This window comes from Cohnella baijiui (assembly GCF_020731285.1).
In the GTDB taxonomy this organism is placed as follows: domain Bacteria; phylum Bacillota; class Bacilli; order Paenibacillales; family Paenibacillaceae; genus Cohnella.
The window spans coordinates 361,088-377,107 of sequence record NZ_JAJFOW010000003.1; the positions used below are offsets into that span (position 1 = coordinate 361,088).

The following is a 16,020-nucleotide window of genomic DNA, read 5'->3' on the forward strand; positions in this document are numbered from 1 at the left end:
TGAGATATTCCTAATCGGAATCGAATCGATGCAAAGTCAATCAGGTGGATCGTCGCCAGTTATACACCATAATGAAAAGACTGAGCGTACCGCCTGCGCCTTCCGCCAAACCAACCACCTATCCAAACGTTGTGGTTGCCCCCGAAGTAGAATCGGACCAGGCAGCTTGCCTTCGCATCAAGTTTGGTGCAGCCGTCACCGAAGTCAACGCCCGATTCAACCTTGTTTTGCTCCGCAATCGTTGGCTACTGGACGGGTTGTCGCTTAGACAACGGCAGGCGCCCGCAAACGCGCCTCCGGGAGCGGATGGACAACTTCTAGGGAGATGACTATAAAATCCGCAAAGTCCTATCAATGTATGCCCATGCATAGATAGATAAATTACATAATATAGAGTGAATTACCGCTGTATGGTGTGAATTTGACGCGAGGAGGTGTTTGTATGGAATGTTCAAAACCTCATCCTAAAAGACATTTGAAAAAGAAGCTAAAATGCTTGAAATGCAAAAAGAAAATCATAAGGAGAAAAAGGACCAAAAGGACTCACAGGAAATTTAGGATTCGGCTTACAGGAGCAATCATTCCATTTGCTTCAGGCACTCCGGTTACCATGGAGTCTGAAATTCCTGGAGCGTCGACTGTTACCGGGATTGTTGGTTTTGGTAATTCTGTTACCAATGTGAACGTACTAGGCGGGCCAATTGATATCACAGGTGCAGGGGGGGCACTTCGTGACTTCGCGTTCTCCGTTCCTCGTGATGGCATGATTACTTCTATTGCGGCCTATTTTAGTACTACGACCGCATTGGCACTTGGATCATCATCGATATTGATTAAAGCAGAATTGTATGCCTCGACTATTCCCAATAACATATTTACTCCGATTCCGGGGGCTGTTGTGACACTAGCTCCAAAGCTAACGGGTGATCTTCCCCTTGGTACAGTTACCCATGGCATCACAAGTGGGCTGTCTATACCTGTAACTCGAGAAACTCGTTTATTAATGGTATTTTCTGCAAAAAGCGTAGGAGACATCCCGATTGTTACTGCCGTATCAGGGTATGCCAGCGCTGGAATTACCCTCTAATTTTATTTTGCCTTTTTAACGGATCCCTAATCTGCTTTGGCTTAGTCCAAAGTCGAGGGGATCTTTTATTTTGAAGGGCTCATATTCCATTTTCTATTTTATTTACCGAATTTAAGCGATTTTCTAAATATGCTGTATTAAACAAAATATTTTGGTCGTTTGGTCGGAATTTCCGGGCGATTTCATTGTGCTGGTAAGCCATGGAATACTCGCCGATTTGATCATAACAAACGCAAAGCTGCAAATGAGGAAGCCACGTTGAGCAAGCTACGTTATGAAATCCCAATTGTTCTTCCGACGGTACCACTGTGGTGGCGAGGTTATACCAAAAAATGGCTGTTCGGATTTCACGGTTGCGCAAAAAGTGGTACCCCAGACGGCAGCAAAACTCTGCACGCGGGCTATCGTATTGTAACGATCTTAACGAGGACTCCAGCTCTTTTTGATGGTTTTCCAGTTGGTGGTAGCAATCCGCCATTTTGCCGCAGGCGGATATGTTATCCTCAATCCAGCCCTGCTTGGTAGCAAGAAATTTTTCATAAAAAGCAATGGCTCGTTCGTACTGCTTATGGTCAAGAAGTTCGTTGGCAAAATAATAAAGATCCCGCGGAGAAAAACTTTCTCCGTTCGCAAGACGTTTTTCGTAAATATTTATATTTCTGTCACTGTCATGGTGAATGCTTTTGTGAGTCACTGCAATATCACTGTTATAAATATTGCCCCATACTTCGAGGTATTCGTGAACGGCGCCTATCCAGCGAAATTGGTTGGTTCTTTTGACCAAGCGGTTTCGTTTGACACTGGATGACACTTTGCCGAATTCGTCGAATGCCAAATGGTAATCCATTGTTACGGAATCTACGTTGGGATCAAGCGTTGCTTTTAGAGCAATAAGTTTATCGCGATTGTCTTCCATTAATACATCATCCGCGTCCAGCCAAAAAATATAATCTTTTGTCGCCAAGCTAAAAGCAAAATTTCGGGCGGCCGCAAAATGATCAATCCACTGAAAGTCGTAAATGCGCGCATGAAAAGGCTCTACAACCGATTTTGTTCCGTCCGTCGATCCGGTATCTACAATAATAATTTCATCTACAGCTTCAGCCACCGAGGACAAGCAGCGTCCAATCGTATCTTCTTCATTTTTAACGATCAAGCAAAGGCTGATGGTGATCAATATCTCCCTCCTCACGTTTAATGAACTTGCACCTGCAGATACAGTGAGAGTACCAAGCGAATATTCGATTTTTTTCTTTTGGATTGATAATACTGGACTATTCCATTTCTTCCATAGCGATAGAAGCCAAAATCTCTATTTGATCTCATTGCAGATTATGCTCCTTGAAATGAAATGTACCCCTAAAGAGGAGCGATACTCAAAAATAAGAACAAAAATAAGCACAAAAATAAGCCCTATACATATAAATAACTCGACTGAATTTACATGCCGGGAGTTGAATTGCTATTCAAAAACCCACACAGCTACTAAACCAACAACCGTTTATCGGGTGCTATCCTTCGGCGATCGATCCAGAAGCCTGTCAATCTTTGATTAATTTGGCACGTGGCCGGTTAACACCGGCAACCGTGGTAGGGGAATCAGGGTTAGAATTTTCTCAAATAAGGATTTCAAACTTGGCTTGGTTTTACCATAATCATAATGAAGTTGTACAAAGCATATGTAAGCAAATCGCAGAAATTGTTGAGCAACCAATTCATTACGCGGATAATTTACAAGTAGCTCATTATGGAGTAGGCGGGAAGTTTGAACCTCATTTGGATTGTTATGATATAGAGCAAGAAGCATACCAAGCATTTCTAGAGCGTTCAGGTCAACGGTTATATACTGCTCTCTTTTATTTAAATGATGTTGTCTCTGGAGGAGAAACATATTTTCCGAATTTAAATATTGAAGTTTCTCCGACAACTGGAACGTTATTAATTTTTGAAAACTGCCAACCAGGTACATCCATTCCCGACCAGCGATCGTTACATGGATCAAAAATCTTACAGTGTGGGGAAAAGTGGATTGGTACACTTTGGTTTTGTGATCGACCACAATATCAAGTATGAACCAGCGTATTGAAGAACGGCTGCTCCGTCACTCAATTGCCGTTGGTCGCTACCTTCGTATCGGAGCCTTGTTTCAGCTCGTTGACGTTTTGCAGCGCGACCGACTCGATCGCGTCTACTTCACCGGCATTCAGGACATATGCAGAATAAGGGAGCTGCCCCGAACGGGGCGGCTCTTCTTATTGATCCACGTCAAGACAGCTTCAGGCGATGGTCGCTCTCCCTGCCGGAAACAGAAGAGGCCGAGCACTGGGGGAAAGCTTCCTTTCGGGTGCGCAACAAAATATACGCGGTCATCCAGCCCGATCAACGATCGGTCGTGATCAAGACGAGCCGTGAGGACAAGGAGGCCCTTTTTCCTTTCGCCGAAATTTATACAACGGTGGACTGCCGAAATGTTATCATACCTCTAGGAACAGTCAATTGATGGCAAGGGAGCCGGCGGCAGTGAATACAAGTCAATGGATGGCGATGCTGCTCTTTCTCGCGGCGGCGCTGATGGCGTTTATCTCGTTTCTGTCCTATCGCAAACGACACCTGCCCGTCGCCAAGACGATGATTCTGACGATGCTGGCCGCGGCTTGTTACGCAGCCGGTTACGCGTTCGAATTGATCAGCCGGAACTTGGGCGAAGTGAAGCTGTCGCTGCAAATTGAATATTTGGGCATTCCGTTCGTTGCGCCACTCTGGCTCTTGATGCTCCTTCAATTCACGGGGATGGCCGGTCGTTATCTCCGGCGCATGGCGCTAGCGCTGTTCGTCATTCCCGCCGCGATTTTCCTCCTGCATTTAACGAACGATTGGCATCATCTCATTTATTCCAGCTACGTGCCGAATTCGGACGCCGCCATTCCTTTGTATACGACGGTCAAAGGGCCCTGGTACAAGGTTCACGCCATCTACAATTACGCCGTCATTATTTGCGGATATTTGGTCTTCATCCCGATGTACTGGCGCGCATTGCCGGTCGTGCGCAAGCAGATCGCCGTCCTCATCCTGGGCGCGGCCGCGCCGATGCTGTTGAATCTGACCTTGTGGCTCGGCATCCGCATCGATCCGACGCCGTTTGGGTTCGCCGTGACGGGCGGGGCCTTCATGTGGGCCATCTTCCGGTTCGATCTGCTGCGCTTAACCCCCCTTGCCCAAGCCAAAGTGTTCGATACGATCCGCGACGGGGTCGTCCTGTTCGATTACGAGGACCAGATCGTCAGCTGCAACGAGGCGGCGATCGAGGCGCTCCCCGAGCTCGGCAGGACGACACGCTATCCTGCCGATTCCGCCGAGATGCTGTCGGCCAGGCCGGAACTGTTGACCCGCGTTCGCGGCGCAAGCGCCGGGGACGAACGCTTCCCGTTCCGGCGCGTCCATGAGGAGCGGTACAAGCATTTCGACTGCCGGTTGTCGATCCTCTACGATTCGGGGACGGTCCCGATCGGCAAAATTTTGGTGCTGCACGATATTACGGAGTTGAAAGAGAACGAAGCCCGGATACGCGAGAACGCCCGGCAGCTGTCGGAACTGAACGCGTTCAAGGACAAGATGTTTACGGTCGTGGCGCACGACATCCGCGATCCGATCGCGCTACTCGTCAGTCTGACCGAGCTGCTCGGAGAGGAACTGGGCGCGTCCGATATGGCGCATGCCGAGCTGTTCCGCGAGCTCCAAGGCCAGGTGCAGAGCACGTTCCATCTCGTCGAGAATCTGCTGGATTGGTATCGCGGACAGAAAGGGAAGGTCGCGTTCCATCCGCTCGGCTGGAATTTGCAGCAGGTCGTCCGGCAGGCGCTGTCGTTAGCCTCCGCCAAGGCCGACATGAAGCAGATTCTGCTGACGGAGCGCGTCGACGGGAGCTTCGCGGTCCACGCCGATAAAGAAATGCTGGATCTCATCCTGCGGAATCTGCTCTCGAACGCGATCAAATATACCGGCAGCGGCGGGGAGATCGCGGTCGGGGCCGAGCAGTCGGGCGATCGGATCGTCGTGTCGGTACGCGACAACGGATCGGGCATCGACGAAACGACGTCCCGGATGCTGCTTCAAGACGCGCCGTTTTCCAAGCTGCCGGACGCTGGCGACGATCAGGGCAGCGCGAGATTCGGGCTGATGCTGACCCGCGAGTTCGTCCGAATCCATGGCGGCAGCCTGTGGTTCGACAGCGTGCCGGGCGCAGGTTCTACCTTCTACTTTACGCTGCCCGGTTCTGCGGGCGGGATGCCCGCCGGCGACGATGACGAAGAGGAGGCGAAGACGGTTGAAGGTCATCTTATTGGACGATGAGCCGGCAATGCATTTGATTCTGCGGAAAATGCTGGCCAAGGTTCCCGGCGTTCAGGTGGCGGGCGCGTTTACGGATACGAAATCCGCCTCTGCGTTCCTTCGGGAGAACGGAGATATCGGGCTTGCTTTGGTAGACATCTCCATGCCGGGCGAGAGCGGGATGGCGTTCGCCGCGGAGGTCGAAGCGTCGGCGGTGCAAGTCGTCTTCGTCACGTCGCACAAGGAATTCGCCTTGAACGCTTACGAGCTGTCCGTGCTGGATTATCTGGTCAAGCCGGTCGCCCAGGACCGTCTGCAGCGCGCGGTTCATCGCGCCATGGCAAACCGCCGGGCGCTGGACCTGCTGCAGTCGGATCCGCTCTCCACGGTCTCCGGAAGCATTGCCGTCACGGCATTCGGCGACGTCTCCGTCAGCAACGGCGCGGTCCGCGTCAAGTGGATCTCCCGCAAGTGCGCGGAACTGTTCGCCTACCTCCTGATGTACCGAGGCAAGCGGATTCCGCGTTCCAGGCTCGTCGCGGACATCTTCGGAGGCATGGATCAGGCCAATGCGGATAGCTATTTGAATACGACCGTATATCAATTGCGCAAGTCCTTGGAGCCGCTGGGCATGCGCGATGCCGTGCGTTCGGAAAACGACGGCTACGCGCTGGAGCTGCAGAGCCCGCTCGTCGATTGCTTGGCATTCGAGCAGCAGGCGGTGCAATGGCTGTCCGAGGAAGCCGGCAAGGCGGAGCAGGGGCTGCAAATCGAACGGATGTATGCGGGCGATCTGTTCGGCGACAAGGCGTATGTATGGGCCGTTCATGAGACGGCCCGTTACGCGGATTTGTACGCCGCGTTCGTCAAACGGCTCGCCGAAGCGTTGGACGCGGCGGGGGATACGACGACCGCTTTGCGGCTGCTGCTGAAGCTGAACGAACGCAACCCGCTGGACGAATCGGTCCTGCGGCTGCTGATGACGTTGAGAGGGAAAACCGGAGACAAGAAGGGATTGACGGCGCTGTACACCGATTACGTTCGGCTGCTTAGCCGCGAGCTCGGCATCCGCCCGTCCGACGAACTGATCCGTTTGTATGATGGGTTGATCGCCCGAATGGCCCAAAAAAAATGACTGCCACGCAGAAAAAAACCGCGAAGCCTAGATGCTTCGCGGTTTTTGCTTTTTTGAACGGCAAGGTCTTTCATAATTCTTTTATTCGGCTTCCGTAGACTGACATAGGAAGTAGCGCATTGAAAAACATGCGTACGCGGCAAAATGCGAAACGGTATGGGGCAAAGGAGATCCGGCTCATGAGACTCAATAGGGTAATCGCCGTGTTTATCGCGATCCTGCTGTTAACCGCCTGCGCGCATGAAGGTACCGCCCGTCAAGAACGCGACCGTACGCTAAGCAGGCAGACGGGCGACATTCTCGTGGGCGTGTCATGGCCTTTTGCGGATCGCAACGACGGGTTCCGGGAGGGACTGGAGCTCGCCTTGGACGAGATCAACCGGCAAGGCGTCTTGGGAAGCCGAATTCGCCTGATCGAGAAAGACGACAAATCTTCGGTGACGGACGGGCTTGCGATCGCGCAAGCCTTCGCGAACAACCCGGAGCTGATGGCGGTGATCGGCCATCGGAGCTCGGCCGTCGCCGTTCCCGCGTCCAAGGTGTACGACCATGCGGGATTGCTGCTGCTGGCGCCGTCTTCGACCGCGCCGGCGCTCACGGCAGGCGGGGCGGATCGCGTATTTCGTCTCATTCCCGACGATGCGCAGATCGGCTCCAGGATGGCGGCATACGCCAACGCGGAAGGTTTCGGCAACGTGGCGATCTTCTACGCGAACGACGAATACGGACGAGGTTTGGCCAACGCGTTCGAGGATGAAGCCAAAGCGACGGGGATGCAGATCGTCGACCGCCTGACGGACTACAAGGATCTGAATGACCTCAAACGGATCGTGGCCAAGTGGAAGCTGCTCGGGTGCGATGCCGTCTTCGTGGCGGAGGTCATGCCCGATGGCGCCCAATTCGTCGCGGATCTCCGCCGGGCGGGCATGAAGGTACCCGTGATCGGCGGGGACGGGCTGGACGCGGCCGCGCTCGCGGATTCGGCGGGCGGAGCGGCGGAGGGAACGGTCGTCGCCTCCATCTTCGACCCGTTCGCCGAGAGCGAAACGGTGCGGCAATTCGTCCGGAGCTATGAGCAAAAGTATGGCGAAGCGCCTCTCAAATGGGCGGCGCAAGGCTACGACTCGTTGAAGCTGCTGGCTTACGCGCTGGAACGGGCAGGCTCGAGGGAGCCGTCCAAGCTGGCCGAAGCGCTGAAGCAGGTCAAGTCCTGGCAGGGCGCCTCCGGCTCCCATTCCTTCGACGGCAGCGGCGATGTGCGCGGGATGCCGATCATTCTGAAGCGAGTCCAAGGCGGCGCGTTCCAGTACTTAACCGGGGGGGCGCGAACGAATGAATAACGATGTCTTTCGCAAGGTGTCCGTGGAGCGGCTGTCCTCCCCCGAGCAATTGGATACGCTCATGCGGGTTACTTCCCCCAAAGGCTGGATCGCGCTGCTGGCGCTCGGCTTACTGCTCGCTTCCGCCATCGCATGGGGATTCGAAGGTACGCTGAGCACGAAGATCCAATCGCAAGGCGTGTTGATACGGCCGGGAGGTTTGCAGAACATTTATGCCGACTCGAGCGGGACGATCACCGACATTCGGGCGGCGGAGAACGATTACGTGAACAAGGGCGACGTGTTGGCCCGGATCGAACAGCCGCAACTGCTGGAGCAGCTGGGTCAGCTGCAGCAATCGCTGCTCTTGGCCGAAGCGACCGCCCGGCTGCATGCGACCGCGGAATCGTCCAGCGAAGTCGAAAAGCTCAAAAAAGCGATAACGGACCTGCGGGCCGATTACGCGAACGCATCCAGAATCGTAAGCCCTTATGCCGGCCGCGTGCTGGAGGTTCGCTCCAAATTAGGCGCGGCGGTCGGGGCGGGTACGCCGCTCTTCGTCATCGAGTCGGGCGACAAGCAGGCGAAGGCGCTGAACGCCGTCCTCTACCTCGGCTTGCAGGAAGGGAAGAAGATCATTCCGGGCATGCAGGTGGATCTCTCTCCGAGCTCGGTCAACCGGGAAGAGTTCGGCTTCATCCGGGGCCGGGTGACCTCCATCTCCGAGTTCCCGGTGACCGCGCAGTCGATGCTCCTCACGCTCGGCAACGAGGCGCTTGTAGGCGAGCTCGGAAGCCGAGGAGCCGCCTTGTTGGAGGTGCGGGTCGATCCGATTCCGGACCCCCATACGGTCAGCGGCTTCAAGTGGTCGACCGGAGAGGGACCGCCGGTCGAAATCGACAGCGGCACCTTGGTGTCGGCTTCCATCATCGTCAAACAGCAGAAGCCGATCACGTCCGTGATTCCGCAGATCAAGTGAAAAGGGAGATGACACCCCGATGGAAGCGAAGGCTCGCATACGCCTTAAGATCAGCGCGTCTAGACGGGTGAAGACCCCGACCATTCTGCAAATGGAAGCCGTAGAGTGCGGCGCCGCGGCGCTGGCGATCGTGCTGGCCGGCTTCGGAAGCTACGTTCCGCTGGAGGAGCTGCGCGTGGCTTGCGGCGTCTCCAGGGACGGGAGCAAGGCGAGCAACATTCTCAAGGCGGCGCGGAAATACGGTTTGGTCGCCAAAGGGTTCAAGAAAAATCCGGAGGAGCTCCGCCGGATGCCGATGCCCATGATCATCCATTGGAACTTCAACCATTTCGTCGTGCTGGAAGGCTTTAAGAAAGGCCGCGTGTATTTGAACGATCCCGCAGTCGGTCCGAGAGTCGTGTCCGAGACGGAGTTCGACCTGTCCTTCACCGGGGTGGCGCTGACGTTCGAGCCTTCCGATCAGTACGAGCGCATGGGCGAACGCCCCGGGATAGGGAGCTCGCTTCGCCGCCGGCTGAAAGGGTCCGAGTTGGCTCTAGCCTATGCGGTGTTGGCGGGGTTGTTCCTGGTCGTTCCCGGGCTCGTCATCCCGGTGTTCACCAAAGTGCTCCTCGACCATATCCTGCTGGGCGGAATGCGCAGCTGGCTGGTCCCGCTGCTGATCGGCATGGCGGCCACCGCCGCGATGCGCGGAGCGTTAACCTGGCTGCAGCGCTATTATTTGCTCCGGCTCGAGATGAAGTTCTCGCTCAGCACGTCCGGACGATTTTTCTGGCATGTGTTGAGGCTTCCGATCGAATTTTTCTCCCAACGGTACGGCGGCGAGATCGGCTCGAGGGTCATGATCAACGACCGCGTGGCGCAACTGCTGTCGGGGGATCTGGCCGTCGCCGTGCTGAATTCGATCATGATCGCCTTCTACCTGCTGCTCATGATGCAATACAGCATCCTGCTGACGTCCATTGCCGTGGCGGCAGCTTTGGCGAACGTGCTCTTTCTGCGCTTCGTTTCCAAGCATAGAGTCGATCAGAACATGCGCTTGCTGCAGGAATCGGGCAAGATGCAGGGCGTATCGATGGGCGGACTGCAGCTCATCGAAACGCTGAAATCGAGCGCGTCCGAGTCCGACTTCTTCGCCAAGTGGTCCGGCTACCAAAGCAAGCTGCTGCAATCCCAACAGCAGCTCGGCGTCTCGTCCGCGCTGCTGTCGGTCGTACCCGGCCTGCTGTCCGGCCTGGGCACGGCGGCGATCCTGTCGGTGGGCGGCGCGCAGGTAATGGACGGCGTATTGACGGTCGGGATGCTCGTGGCCTTTCAGAGCTTGATGGTCAGCTTTATCGAACCGGTGAATCAAATGGTGAAACTTGGCAGCTCGCTGCAGGAAGCGCAAGGGGGTCTCCAACGGCTGGACGACGTCCTGAACTATCCGGTTGACGCGCAGGTGGCGGCGGACGAGGCCAGGAGCGACTCGGCGCCCGAGACGCAAGCCAAGCTGGCGGGGTTCGTCGAACTCCGCGAGGTTACGTTCGGTTATAGCCGGCTGGAGGGGCCGCTGATCGATAAGTTCAGTCTGGTCTTGAAGCCGGGCATGCGAGTGGCGCTCGTCGGCGGGTCGGGCAGCGGCAAGTCGACGGTCGCGAAGCTGGTGGCGGGCATCTATGAGCCGTGGGCGGGAGAGATTCGATTCGACGACATGCCGCGGAGGCAGCTCTCCCGGGCGTTGATCGGGCACTCCGTAGCGGTCGTCGACCAGGAGATCCATCTGTTCGAGGGGAGCATTCGAGACAATCTGTCCCTGTGGGACGCCACCGTTCCGGAGACGGATATCGTGCGGGCGGCGAAGGACGCCCGCATTCACGACGAGATCAGCGCCCGCAGCGGCGGCTACGATCACGTCATCGAGGAGAGCGGCGGCAACTTCAGCGGGGGCCAGCAGCAGCGGCTGGAGATCGCCAGAGCGCTGGCGGGCAATCCTGTCGTCCTGGTGCTGGACGAAGCGACCAGCGCGCTGGACCCGAAGACGGAGCAGCTGGTGGATGCCAGCATCCGGAGAAGAGGCTGCACCTGCCTCATCGTGGCGCATCGGCTCAGCACGGTCCGCGACGCGGACGAGATCATCGTGATGGACCGGGGCAAGGTCGCGGAACGCGGCACCCATGAAGAGCTGATCGCCCGGAACGGCGTCTACGCCCGGCTGATCGAAGAGCATTGAAGCGACCGGAAAAGGAGGAAACGGCGGTGAACGGAACCGATACATCCGAACTGCGGAGACTGTTCGCCGAAGCGGGCGACCTAACCGAAGCCGAAGGGAACCGTCCTTTGATCATCCGGGACGAAACATCCGTTTGGATGGTTCAGACCGGACATGCGGACGTGTTTGCGGTGGCACTGCTCGAGGAAGAAGTGACCCGCCCCAGGCAATTCCTGTTCGGCTTGAAGCCGGGGCAAATCCTGTTCGGATACGAAGCGGCGGACGCCGGCCGGAACGAGTCGGCGGGCCTCCTCGTCGCCGGCGCGGGAGCCCGGTTGCTTCGCATGGACAAAGCCGTCTTGATTCAAGCGATGTCCATTTCTGCCGAGGTGCGGGAGGCCGCCGCCGGCGCGATCGAGGAATGGGTGCTGGCCTGGTCGGGGATGGCGGTCCACGCGGAGCCGACGGAGCCGAGCATCGAATTGACGCTTGGCGCCGTCGTCGAAGCGGAGGAGCGGACGACGCTGCGTACGGTCGTCCCGGCGTGGATCCTGCTGCACGAAGGCGCGCTGCACGGGATGGGCGATGCGGATTTCGCGATCGACCGTCCGGGGGCGATATTCCCGCTGACGCCGGCAAACTGGCTGACGGCGGCCGCACCGTCGAAACTGTCCGTTCTCGGCACGCTGGCGTGGCTGGAACGGGATCCGCAGATGGAGGCTTTGTCCGCCTATCATCGGTACGTTGCGGGACGCTTGCGTCAAAGCCGCCCGTTCGAGGAACGGTTCGAACGGGAACGGCTCCGGCTGAAGACCGAACAGGATTATGCCGTGATGGAGCGGGCGATCCGAAGATTGGCCTCCGTGACCGGCGGCTCCGGCGCGAAGGCGCGGTCCGAGCCGCTAGCCGGCGATGCTCTGCATACCGCGGCAAGCCTCGTAGGGGGAGCCGCCGGGATGATCGTCAAGCCGGTTGCCGCGTTTCGGTTGCGCAAATCGCGCGACCCCGTAAGCGAGATTGCCAAAGCGTCCGGGTTCCGGTCGCGGCAAGTCATGCTGCGGGATCGCTGGTGGAAGACGGACAACGGGCCGCTGCTGGCCTTTCACGAAGAGGGGGGGCATCCCGTCGCGCTGCTGCCGAGAGGACCGTCCGGCTATGCCCTCGTTGATCCCGCCGAGGGTACGGAGACGGCGGTCACGGCGGAGACGGCCGCGAAGCTGGAGACGGTGGCGCATATGTTCTACCGCGCGCTGCCATCCGTTCCGCTGACCGTCCTGGATATTCTGAAGTTCGGCGGTCACCGGCCGATCAGGCGCGACTTCGCGCGCGTGGCGTTGCTCGGGATCGCCGCGGGGCTGCTCGGCATGTGCGTGCCGATCGCGAACGGCATTCTCTTCGACGCGATCATTCCGGCGGCCCAGCGAGGCCCGCTGGTGCAGTTGGGACTTATCCTGATCTCCATCGCGATCGTCACCGCGCTGTTCGAGCTGACGCGCTCGGTGGCGATGCTCCGGATCGAAGGCAAGATGGACGGCGCCATTCAGGCGGCGGTCTGGGATCGGCTGCTCCAGTTGCCCGCGTCGTTCTTCCGCCGGTTTACGGCGGGGGATCTGGCGAATCGGGCCAACAGCATCAACGATATCCGGAAGACGCTGTCGGGCGTGGCGATCACCGCCTTATTCTCGGGCCTCTTTTCGTCCTTCAACTTTTTCTTGCTCTTTTATTACGACGTCAAGCTCGCGCTGGCCGCGGCAGCGCTCGTGCTCGTCTCCATGCTCGCGACCTTCGGCGTAGGCTTCGCCCTCGTGCGCAAGCAGCGCGTGATGTTTAAGCTGCAGGGCAAGCTCGAGGGTATCGTTCTGCAGATCATGAACGGGATCGCGAAGTTCCGGATGGCCGCGGCGGAGCGGCGGGCTTTCGTCCTGTGGGCCAAGGCGTTCGGAGAGATGAAGGAAGTTTCGTTCCGGGTGAGATCGATCGCGAACGTCCACGCCGTGTTTAACGCCGTCTTTCCCGCCGCGGCCTCGATCGTGCTGTTCTACCTTGTTGCAAGCCAGCCGAACGGACTTAGCGCGGGCAAGTTCATCGCCTTTTTCTCGGCGTTCACGACATTTTTGGGCGCGATGCTCGCGATGTCGTCGGCCGCGGTCTCCTTGCTCAACATCGTGCCGCTGCTCGAACGGACCAAGCCGATTCTGCAGTCGACGCCCGAGGTGCATGAAGCGATGGACGATCCGGGGGAGCTGTCCGGCGGGATCGAAGTCCGGCATGTGAGCTTCCGCTATTCCGCGGACCAGCGGCTTGTGCTGAACGACCTGTCCCTGACGATTCGACCGGGCGAGTTCGTCGCGCTCGTCGGCGCCTCGGGCTGCGGCAAGTCGTCCCTGCTCCGGCTGCTGCTCGGCTTCGAAAAGGCGGAGTCGGGCTCGATCTACTATGACGGCCAGGACATCAAGTCGTTGGATATCCGTTCCGTCCGCAGTCAGCTCGGCGTCGTGCTGCAGCACGGCAAAGTCATGGCGGGAGATATTTATACGAACATCGTCGGCTCCTCCAATCTGACGCATCAGCAGGCATGGGAAGCCGCCCGGATGGCAGGATTCGACGGGGACATCCAGCAGATGCCAATGGGCATGCATACGGTCGTCTCCGAAGGCGGCGGCACGCTCTCGGGCGGACAGCGGCAGCGGCTGCTCATCGCCAGGGCGCTCGCGAGGAAGCCCAAGATCCTCTTGTTCGACGAAGCCACCAGCGCGCTGGATAACCGGACGCAGGCCATCGTCAGCGAAAGCTTGGATCAACTGCGCGCGACGCGCGTCGTGATCGCGCACCGGCTCAGCACCATTCGGAACGCCGACCGCATCTTCGTCATGGACGGCGGACGCGTGGTCCAGGCGGGAACTTATGGGGAGCTGATGGGAGAGGAAGGACTGTTTCGGGAACTCGCCAAGCGGCAGCTGGCCTGAGTGTTGACTGACCGCGATCGCTTGACCGGAACCTAATTAGGTTCATTCTCCCGGCCATTCGCCGGGTTAATGATAAATATCTCAATTGCAGGAGGAATCGGCTTATGAGCTGGACTCAACAAAGCGTGGAAGAAGCGGTAAGAAAAGTAGGTGCAAGAGCGGCGACGGATATGTCGTTCCGGGAGCTGTGCGTGAGCGACATTCGCGCGGCGATCCAACAAGAGAGCGGACTCGAGGTGCCGGCGAGCTTCAAGATCGGCGTGCTTGATCAATCCGCGTATCAGTTGAGCCTCATTCTTCCTCCCGCCGTTAAGGCGGAGGGCGAACTGCTGGAAAGCGAGCTGGAGAGCGTAGCGGGGGGCAGCAAGTCAGGCGCGACCGACTTCTTCAACGGCGTAGGCAACGGATTGGGCATTACCGGAGGAAGTGCAGAATCGGTCGCGGGGCAAGTGGTCGGCCGGGTCGTAACATTGGGTCTCTAATTCAAATTGCATCGCACCAGAAGGGCCAGCGGAAAGATTCCCGATCGGGGATCTTTCCCCCGGTCCGCCTTTCCCCCTTGAAGCCGAAAATTCCGTTTACGTCTGCCTGACTCGATGACGAAACGTTTGCGACTTATAGACGAAATCCCCCACAGAAGGTGGCGCCCGTTCATGAAACGCTTTTTCTTCCCCGTCCGCTGGCTGCGCTCGATTTGGGCCATGATCGGGGCGATCGTCGCCGGCGTGCTCGTCGGACTTTATCAGCCCCCATTCGCCGAGAAGCTTATCCCTTACGGGAACTTATATTTGTCGTTTCTCAAAATGTGCGTCATTCCGATCATGGTCACGGCCATCGTCGCCAGCGTAGGAAGACTGTTCATGACGACGGGCTCGTTCAAGGTGCTGCGGCGGATGTCGCTCGTCTTTCTGGGGGGGCTGCTCCTGGCCGGGCTGCTCGGACTCGGATCGGCCCGGATCGGTCATCCGGGCGAAGGCTTCTCCTCCGATCAGCGCACGGTGCTGGGCCAAGAAGTGCTCGCCCGGGAGCCCGCGCCCGAATCCGCGGACGCGGGGGCGGGCGCCTCCGCCTCCGCCGCAGGAAACGGCCTGCTTCAATTCGTATTCGATCTCATTCCTTCCAATATCTTTATCGCCCTCGGCCAAGGGGACAGCTTGCAGATCTTGTTTTTCTCCGTCGTGGTCGGCATGGCCGTCGGGCTGCTCTCGGTTCACGCGGGCGATCAGCTCCTCTTGATGACGGATTTGCTGTTCCAAGCGTTCCAGCGCATGATCGCCTGGGCGATGTATGTTCTGCCGGTCGGGATGTTCTGTTTGATGGCCGGCCAGATCGCCGGCGCCGGCGCGGATCTGTTGCTGGCCATGGTGAAGTATATCGCCTGCATTTACGCGGCGAGCCTCCTCCTGCTACTGCTCGGGGCCGCGGCCGTCTCCGTCAAGCTGAGGCTGCCCCTCCTTCAGGTCTTGCGGGGATTGAAGGAGCCGCTCGGCATTGCCTTCGGAACGCAGAACAGCATCGCGACGATGCCTTACGTCTTGAAGACGTTGAGAGACCGGTTCAAGCTGAACGCGGATACGGCTAATCTGGTTGTGCCGCTGGGCATCGTGCTGTGCCGTTACAGCATGGTGCTGACCTATACGACCGGCATCGTCTTCATTGCCCAGCTGTATGGGGTTTCGCTGGATCTCCAAGGCTGGCTGGTCGCCTTGTCCGGCGCGATATTGGCGGCGGTCGCCGGCGCGGGATCGCCGGGCATCGTATCCATCGGCATGATCTCGCTGATCGCGGATCCGCTGCACCTTCCCTATGCGACGGGAGTCATTCTCCTGATGGCGGTCAATCCCATCGTCGATCCCGGCGTGACGACGGCGAATATTATGCTGAATTGCGCTTCGGCCGTCCTGATCGCGGGCTCCGGGGAAGACGCGTCCGCTTCCGCGGACGGGGAGGCGGCGACAACGCGCGGCGGCGGGCAGACGCACCTGACCAGAAGCGCAGCCGAGGGGGCGTGACC

12 protein-coding genes are annotated in these 16,020 nt (G+C 58.0%); 11 read left to right on the plus strand and 1 reads right to left on the minus strand.

Going from position 1 to position 16,020, the window contains the following annotated elements:
- The first annotated feature begins 442 nt into the window (after window positions 1-442).
- Window positions 443-1,087 carry an exosporium glycoprotein BclB-related protein gene (locus LKX83_RS05180; RefSeq protein ID WP_227881084.1) on the plus strand — a complete coding sequence of 215 codons (645 nt, stop codon included), beginning with the start codon at window positions 443-445 and terminating at the stop codon, window positions 1,085-1,087.
- A 79-nt stretch (window positions 1,088-1,166) separates the two neighbouring features.
- On the opposite strand, the gene LKX83_RS05185 is transcribed toward LKX83_RS05180, so the two are convergent.
- The gene (locus tag LKX83_RS05185) at window positions 1,167-2,264 is read right to left on the minus strand and encodes a tetratricopeptide repeat-containing glycosyltransferase family 2 protein (RefSeq protein ID WP_227881085.1); all 1,098 of its coding nucleotides are present in this window, start codon (window positions 2,262-2,264) and stop codon (window positions 1,167-1,169) included.
- A gap of 371 nt (window positions 2,265-2,635) precedes the next feature.
- On the opposite strand from LKX83_RS05185, the gene LKX83_RS05190 reads away from it, so the two are divergent.
- The 10 genes from LKX83_RS05190 (at window position 2,636) to LKX83_RS05235 (ending at window position 16,018) form a co-directional block, all read left to right on the plus strand.
- Window positions 2,636-3,160: a prolyl hydroxylase family protein gene (locus tag LKX83_RS05190; protein WP_227881086.1), complete on the plus strand. Its 525-nt coding sequence runs from the start codon at window positions 2,636-2,638 to the stop codon at window positions 3,158-3,160.
- Between the two features lie 139 nt (window positions 3,161-3,299).
- On the plus strand, window positions 3,300-3,587 hold the full coding sequence (locus LKX83_RS05195; RefSeq protein ID WP_227881087.1) for an MmcQ/YjbR family DNA-binding protein: 288 nt from the start codon (window positions 3,300-3,302) through the stop codon (window positions 3,585-3,587).
- A 20-nt stretch (window positions 3,588-3,607) separates the two neighbouring features.
- Window positions 3,608-5,437: a sensor histidine kinase gene (locus LKX83_RS05200; RefSeq protein WP_227881088.1), complete on the plus strand. Its 1,830-nt coding sequence runs from the start codon at window positions 3,608-3,610 to the stop codon at window positions 5,435-5,437.
- Window positions 5,412-6,551, plus strand: coding sequence for a response regulator (locus LKX83_RS05205; RefSeq protein WP_227881089.1), 1,140 nt, complete (start codon window positions 5,412-5,414; stop codon window positions 6,549-6,551). Before LKX83_RS05200 ends, LKX83_RS05205 begins: the two co-directional genes overlap by 26 nt.
- A 179-nt stretch (window positions 6,552-6,730) precedes the next feature.
- Entirely contained in the window at window positions 6,731-7,891 is a 1,161-nt protein-coding gene (locus tag LKX83_RS05210; RefSeq protein WP_227881090.1) for an ABC transporter substrate-binding protein, read from the plus strand.
- A complete protein-coding gene (locus LKX83_RS05215; protein WP_227881091.1) occupies window positions 7,884-8,849 on the plus strand; it encodes an NHLP bacteriocin system secretion protein in 966 nt (321 codons plus the stop codon). Before LKX83_RS05210 ends, LKX83_RS05215 begins: the two co-directional genes overlap by 8 nt.
- 19 nt (window positions 8,850-8,868) lie before the next feature.
- A complete protein-coding gene (locus LKX83_RS05220; RefSeq protein ID WP_227881092.1) occupies window positions 8,869-11,061 on the plus strand; it encodes an NHLP family bacteriocin export ABC transporter peptidase/permease/ATPase subunit in 2,193 nt (730 codons plus the stop codon).
- A gap of 26 nt (window positions 11,062-11,087) precedes the next feature.
- A complete protein-coding gene (locus LKX83_RS05225; protein ID WP_227881093.1) occupies window positions 11,088-14,006 on the plus strand; it encodes an NHLP bacteriocin export ABC transporter permease/ATPase subunit in 2,919 nt (972 codons plus the stop codon).
- A gap of 104 nt (window positions 14,007-14,110) precedes the next feature.
- Window positions 14,111-14,488 (plus strand): hypothetical protein, encoded by a 378-nt coding sequence (locus LKX83_RS05230; protein ID WP_227881094.1) that lies wholly within the window; start codon window positions 14,111-14,113, stop codon window positions 14,486-14,488.
- Window positions 14,489-14,659: 171 nt separating this feature from the next.
- Window positions 14,660-16,018 (plus strand): dicarboxylate/amino acid:cation symporter, encoded by a 1,359-nt coding sequence (locus LKX83_RS05235; RefSeq protein WP_227881095.1) that lies wholly within the window; start codon window positions 14,660-14,662, stop codon window positions 16,016-16,018.
- Window positions 16,019-16,020: the final 2 nt, after the last annotated feature.

Excerpts from the sequence above, each read along its gene's own strand:
- LKX83_RS05220 (WP_227881092.1), top strand. The coding sequence starts at position 8,869 with ATGGAAGCGAAGGCTCGCATACGCCTTAAGATCAGCGCGTCTAGACGG.
- LKX83_RS05195 (WP_227881087.1), top strand. The coding sequence starts at position 3,300 with ATGCAGAATAAGGGAGCTGCCCCGAACGGGGCGGCTCTTCTTATTGAT.
- LKX83_RS05215 (WP_227881091.1), top strand. The coding sequence starts at position 7,884 with ATGAATAACGATGTCTTTCGCAAGGTGTCCGTGGAGCGGCTGTCCTCC.
- LKX83_RS05180 (WP_227881084.1), top strand. The coding sequence starts at position 443 with ATGGAATGTTCAAAACCTCATCCTAAAAGACATTTGAAAAAGAAGCTA.
- LKX83_RS05230 (WP_227881094.1), top strand. The coding sequence starts at position 14,111 with ATGAGCTGGACTCAACAAAGCGTGGAAGAAGCGGTAAGAAAAGTAGGT.
- LKX83_RS05235 (WP_227881095.1), top strand. The coding sequence starts at position 14,660 with ATGAAACGCTTTTTCTTCCCCGTCCGCTGGCTGCGCTCGATTTGGGCC.
- LKX83_RS05210 (WP_227881090.1), top strand. The coding sequence starts at position 6,731 with ATGAGACTCAATAGGGTAATCGCCGTGTTTATCGCGATCCTGCTGTTA.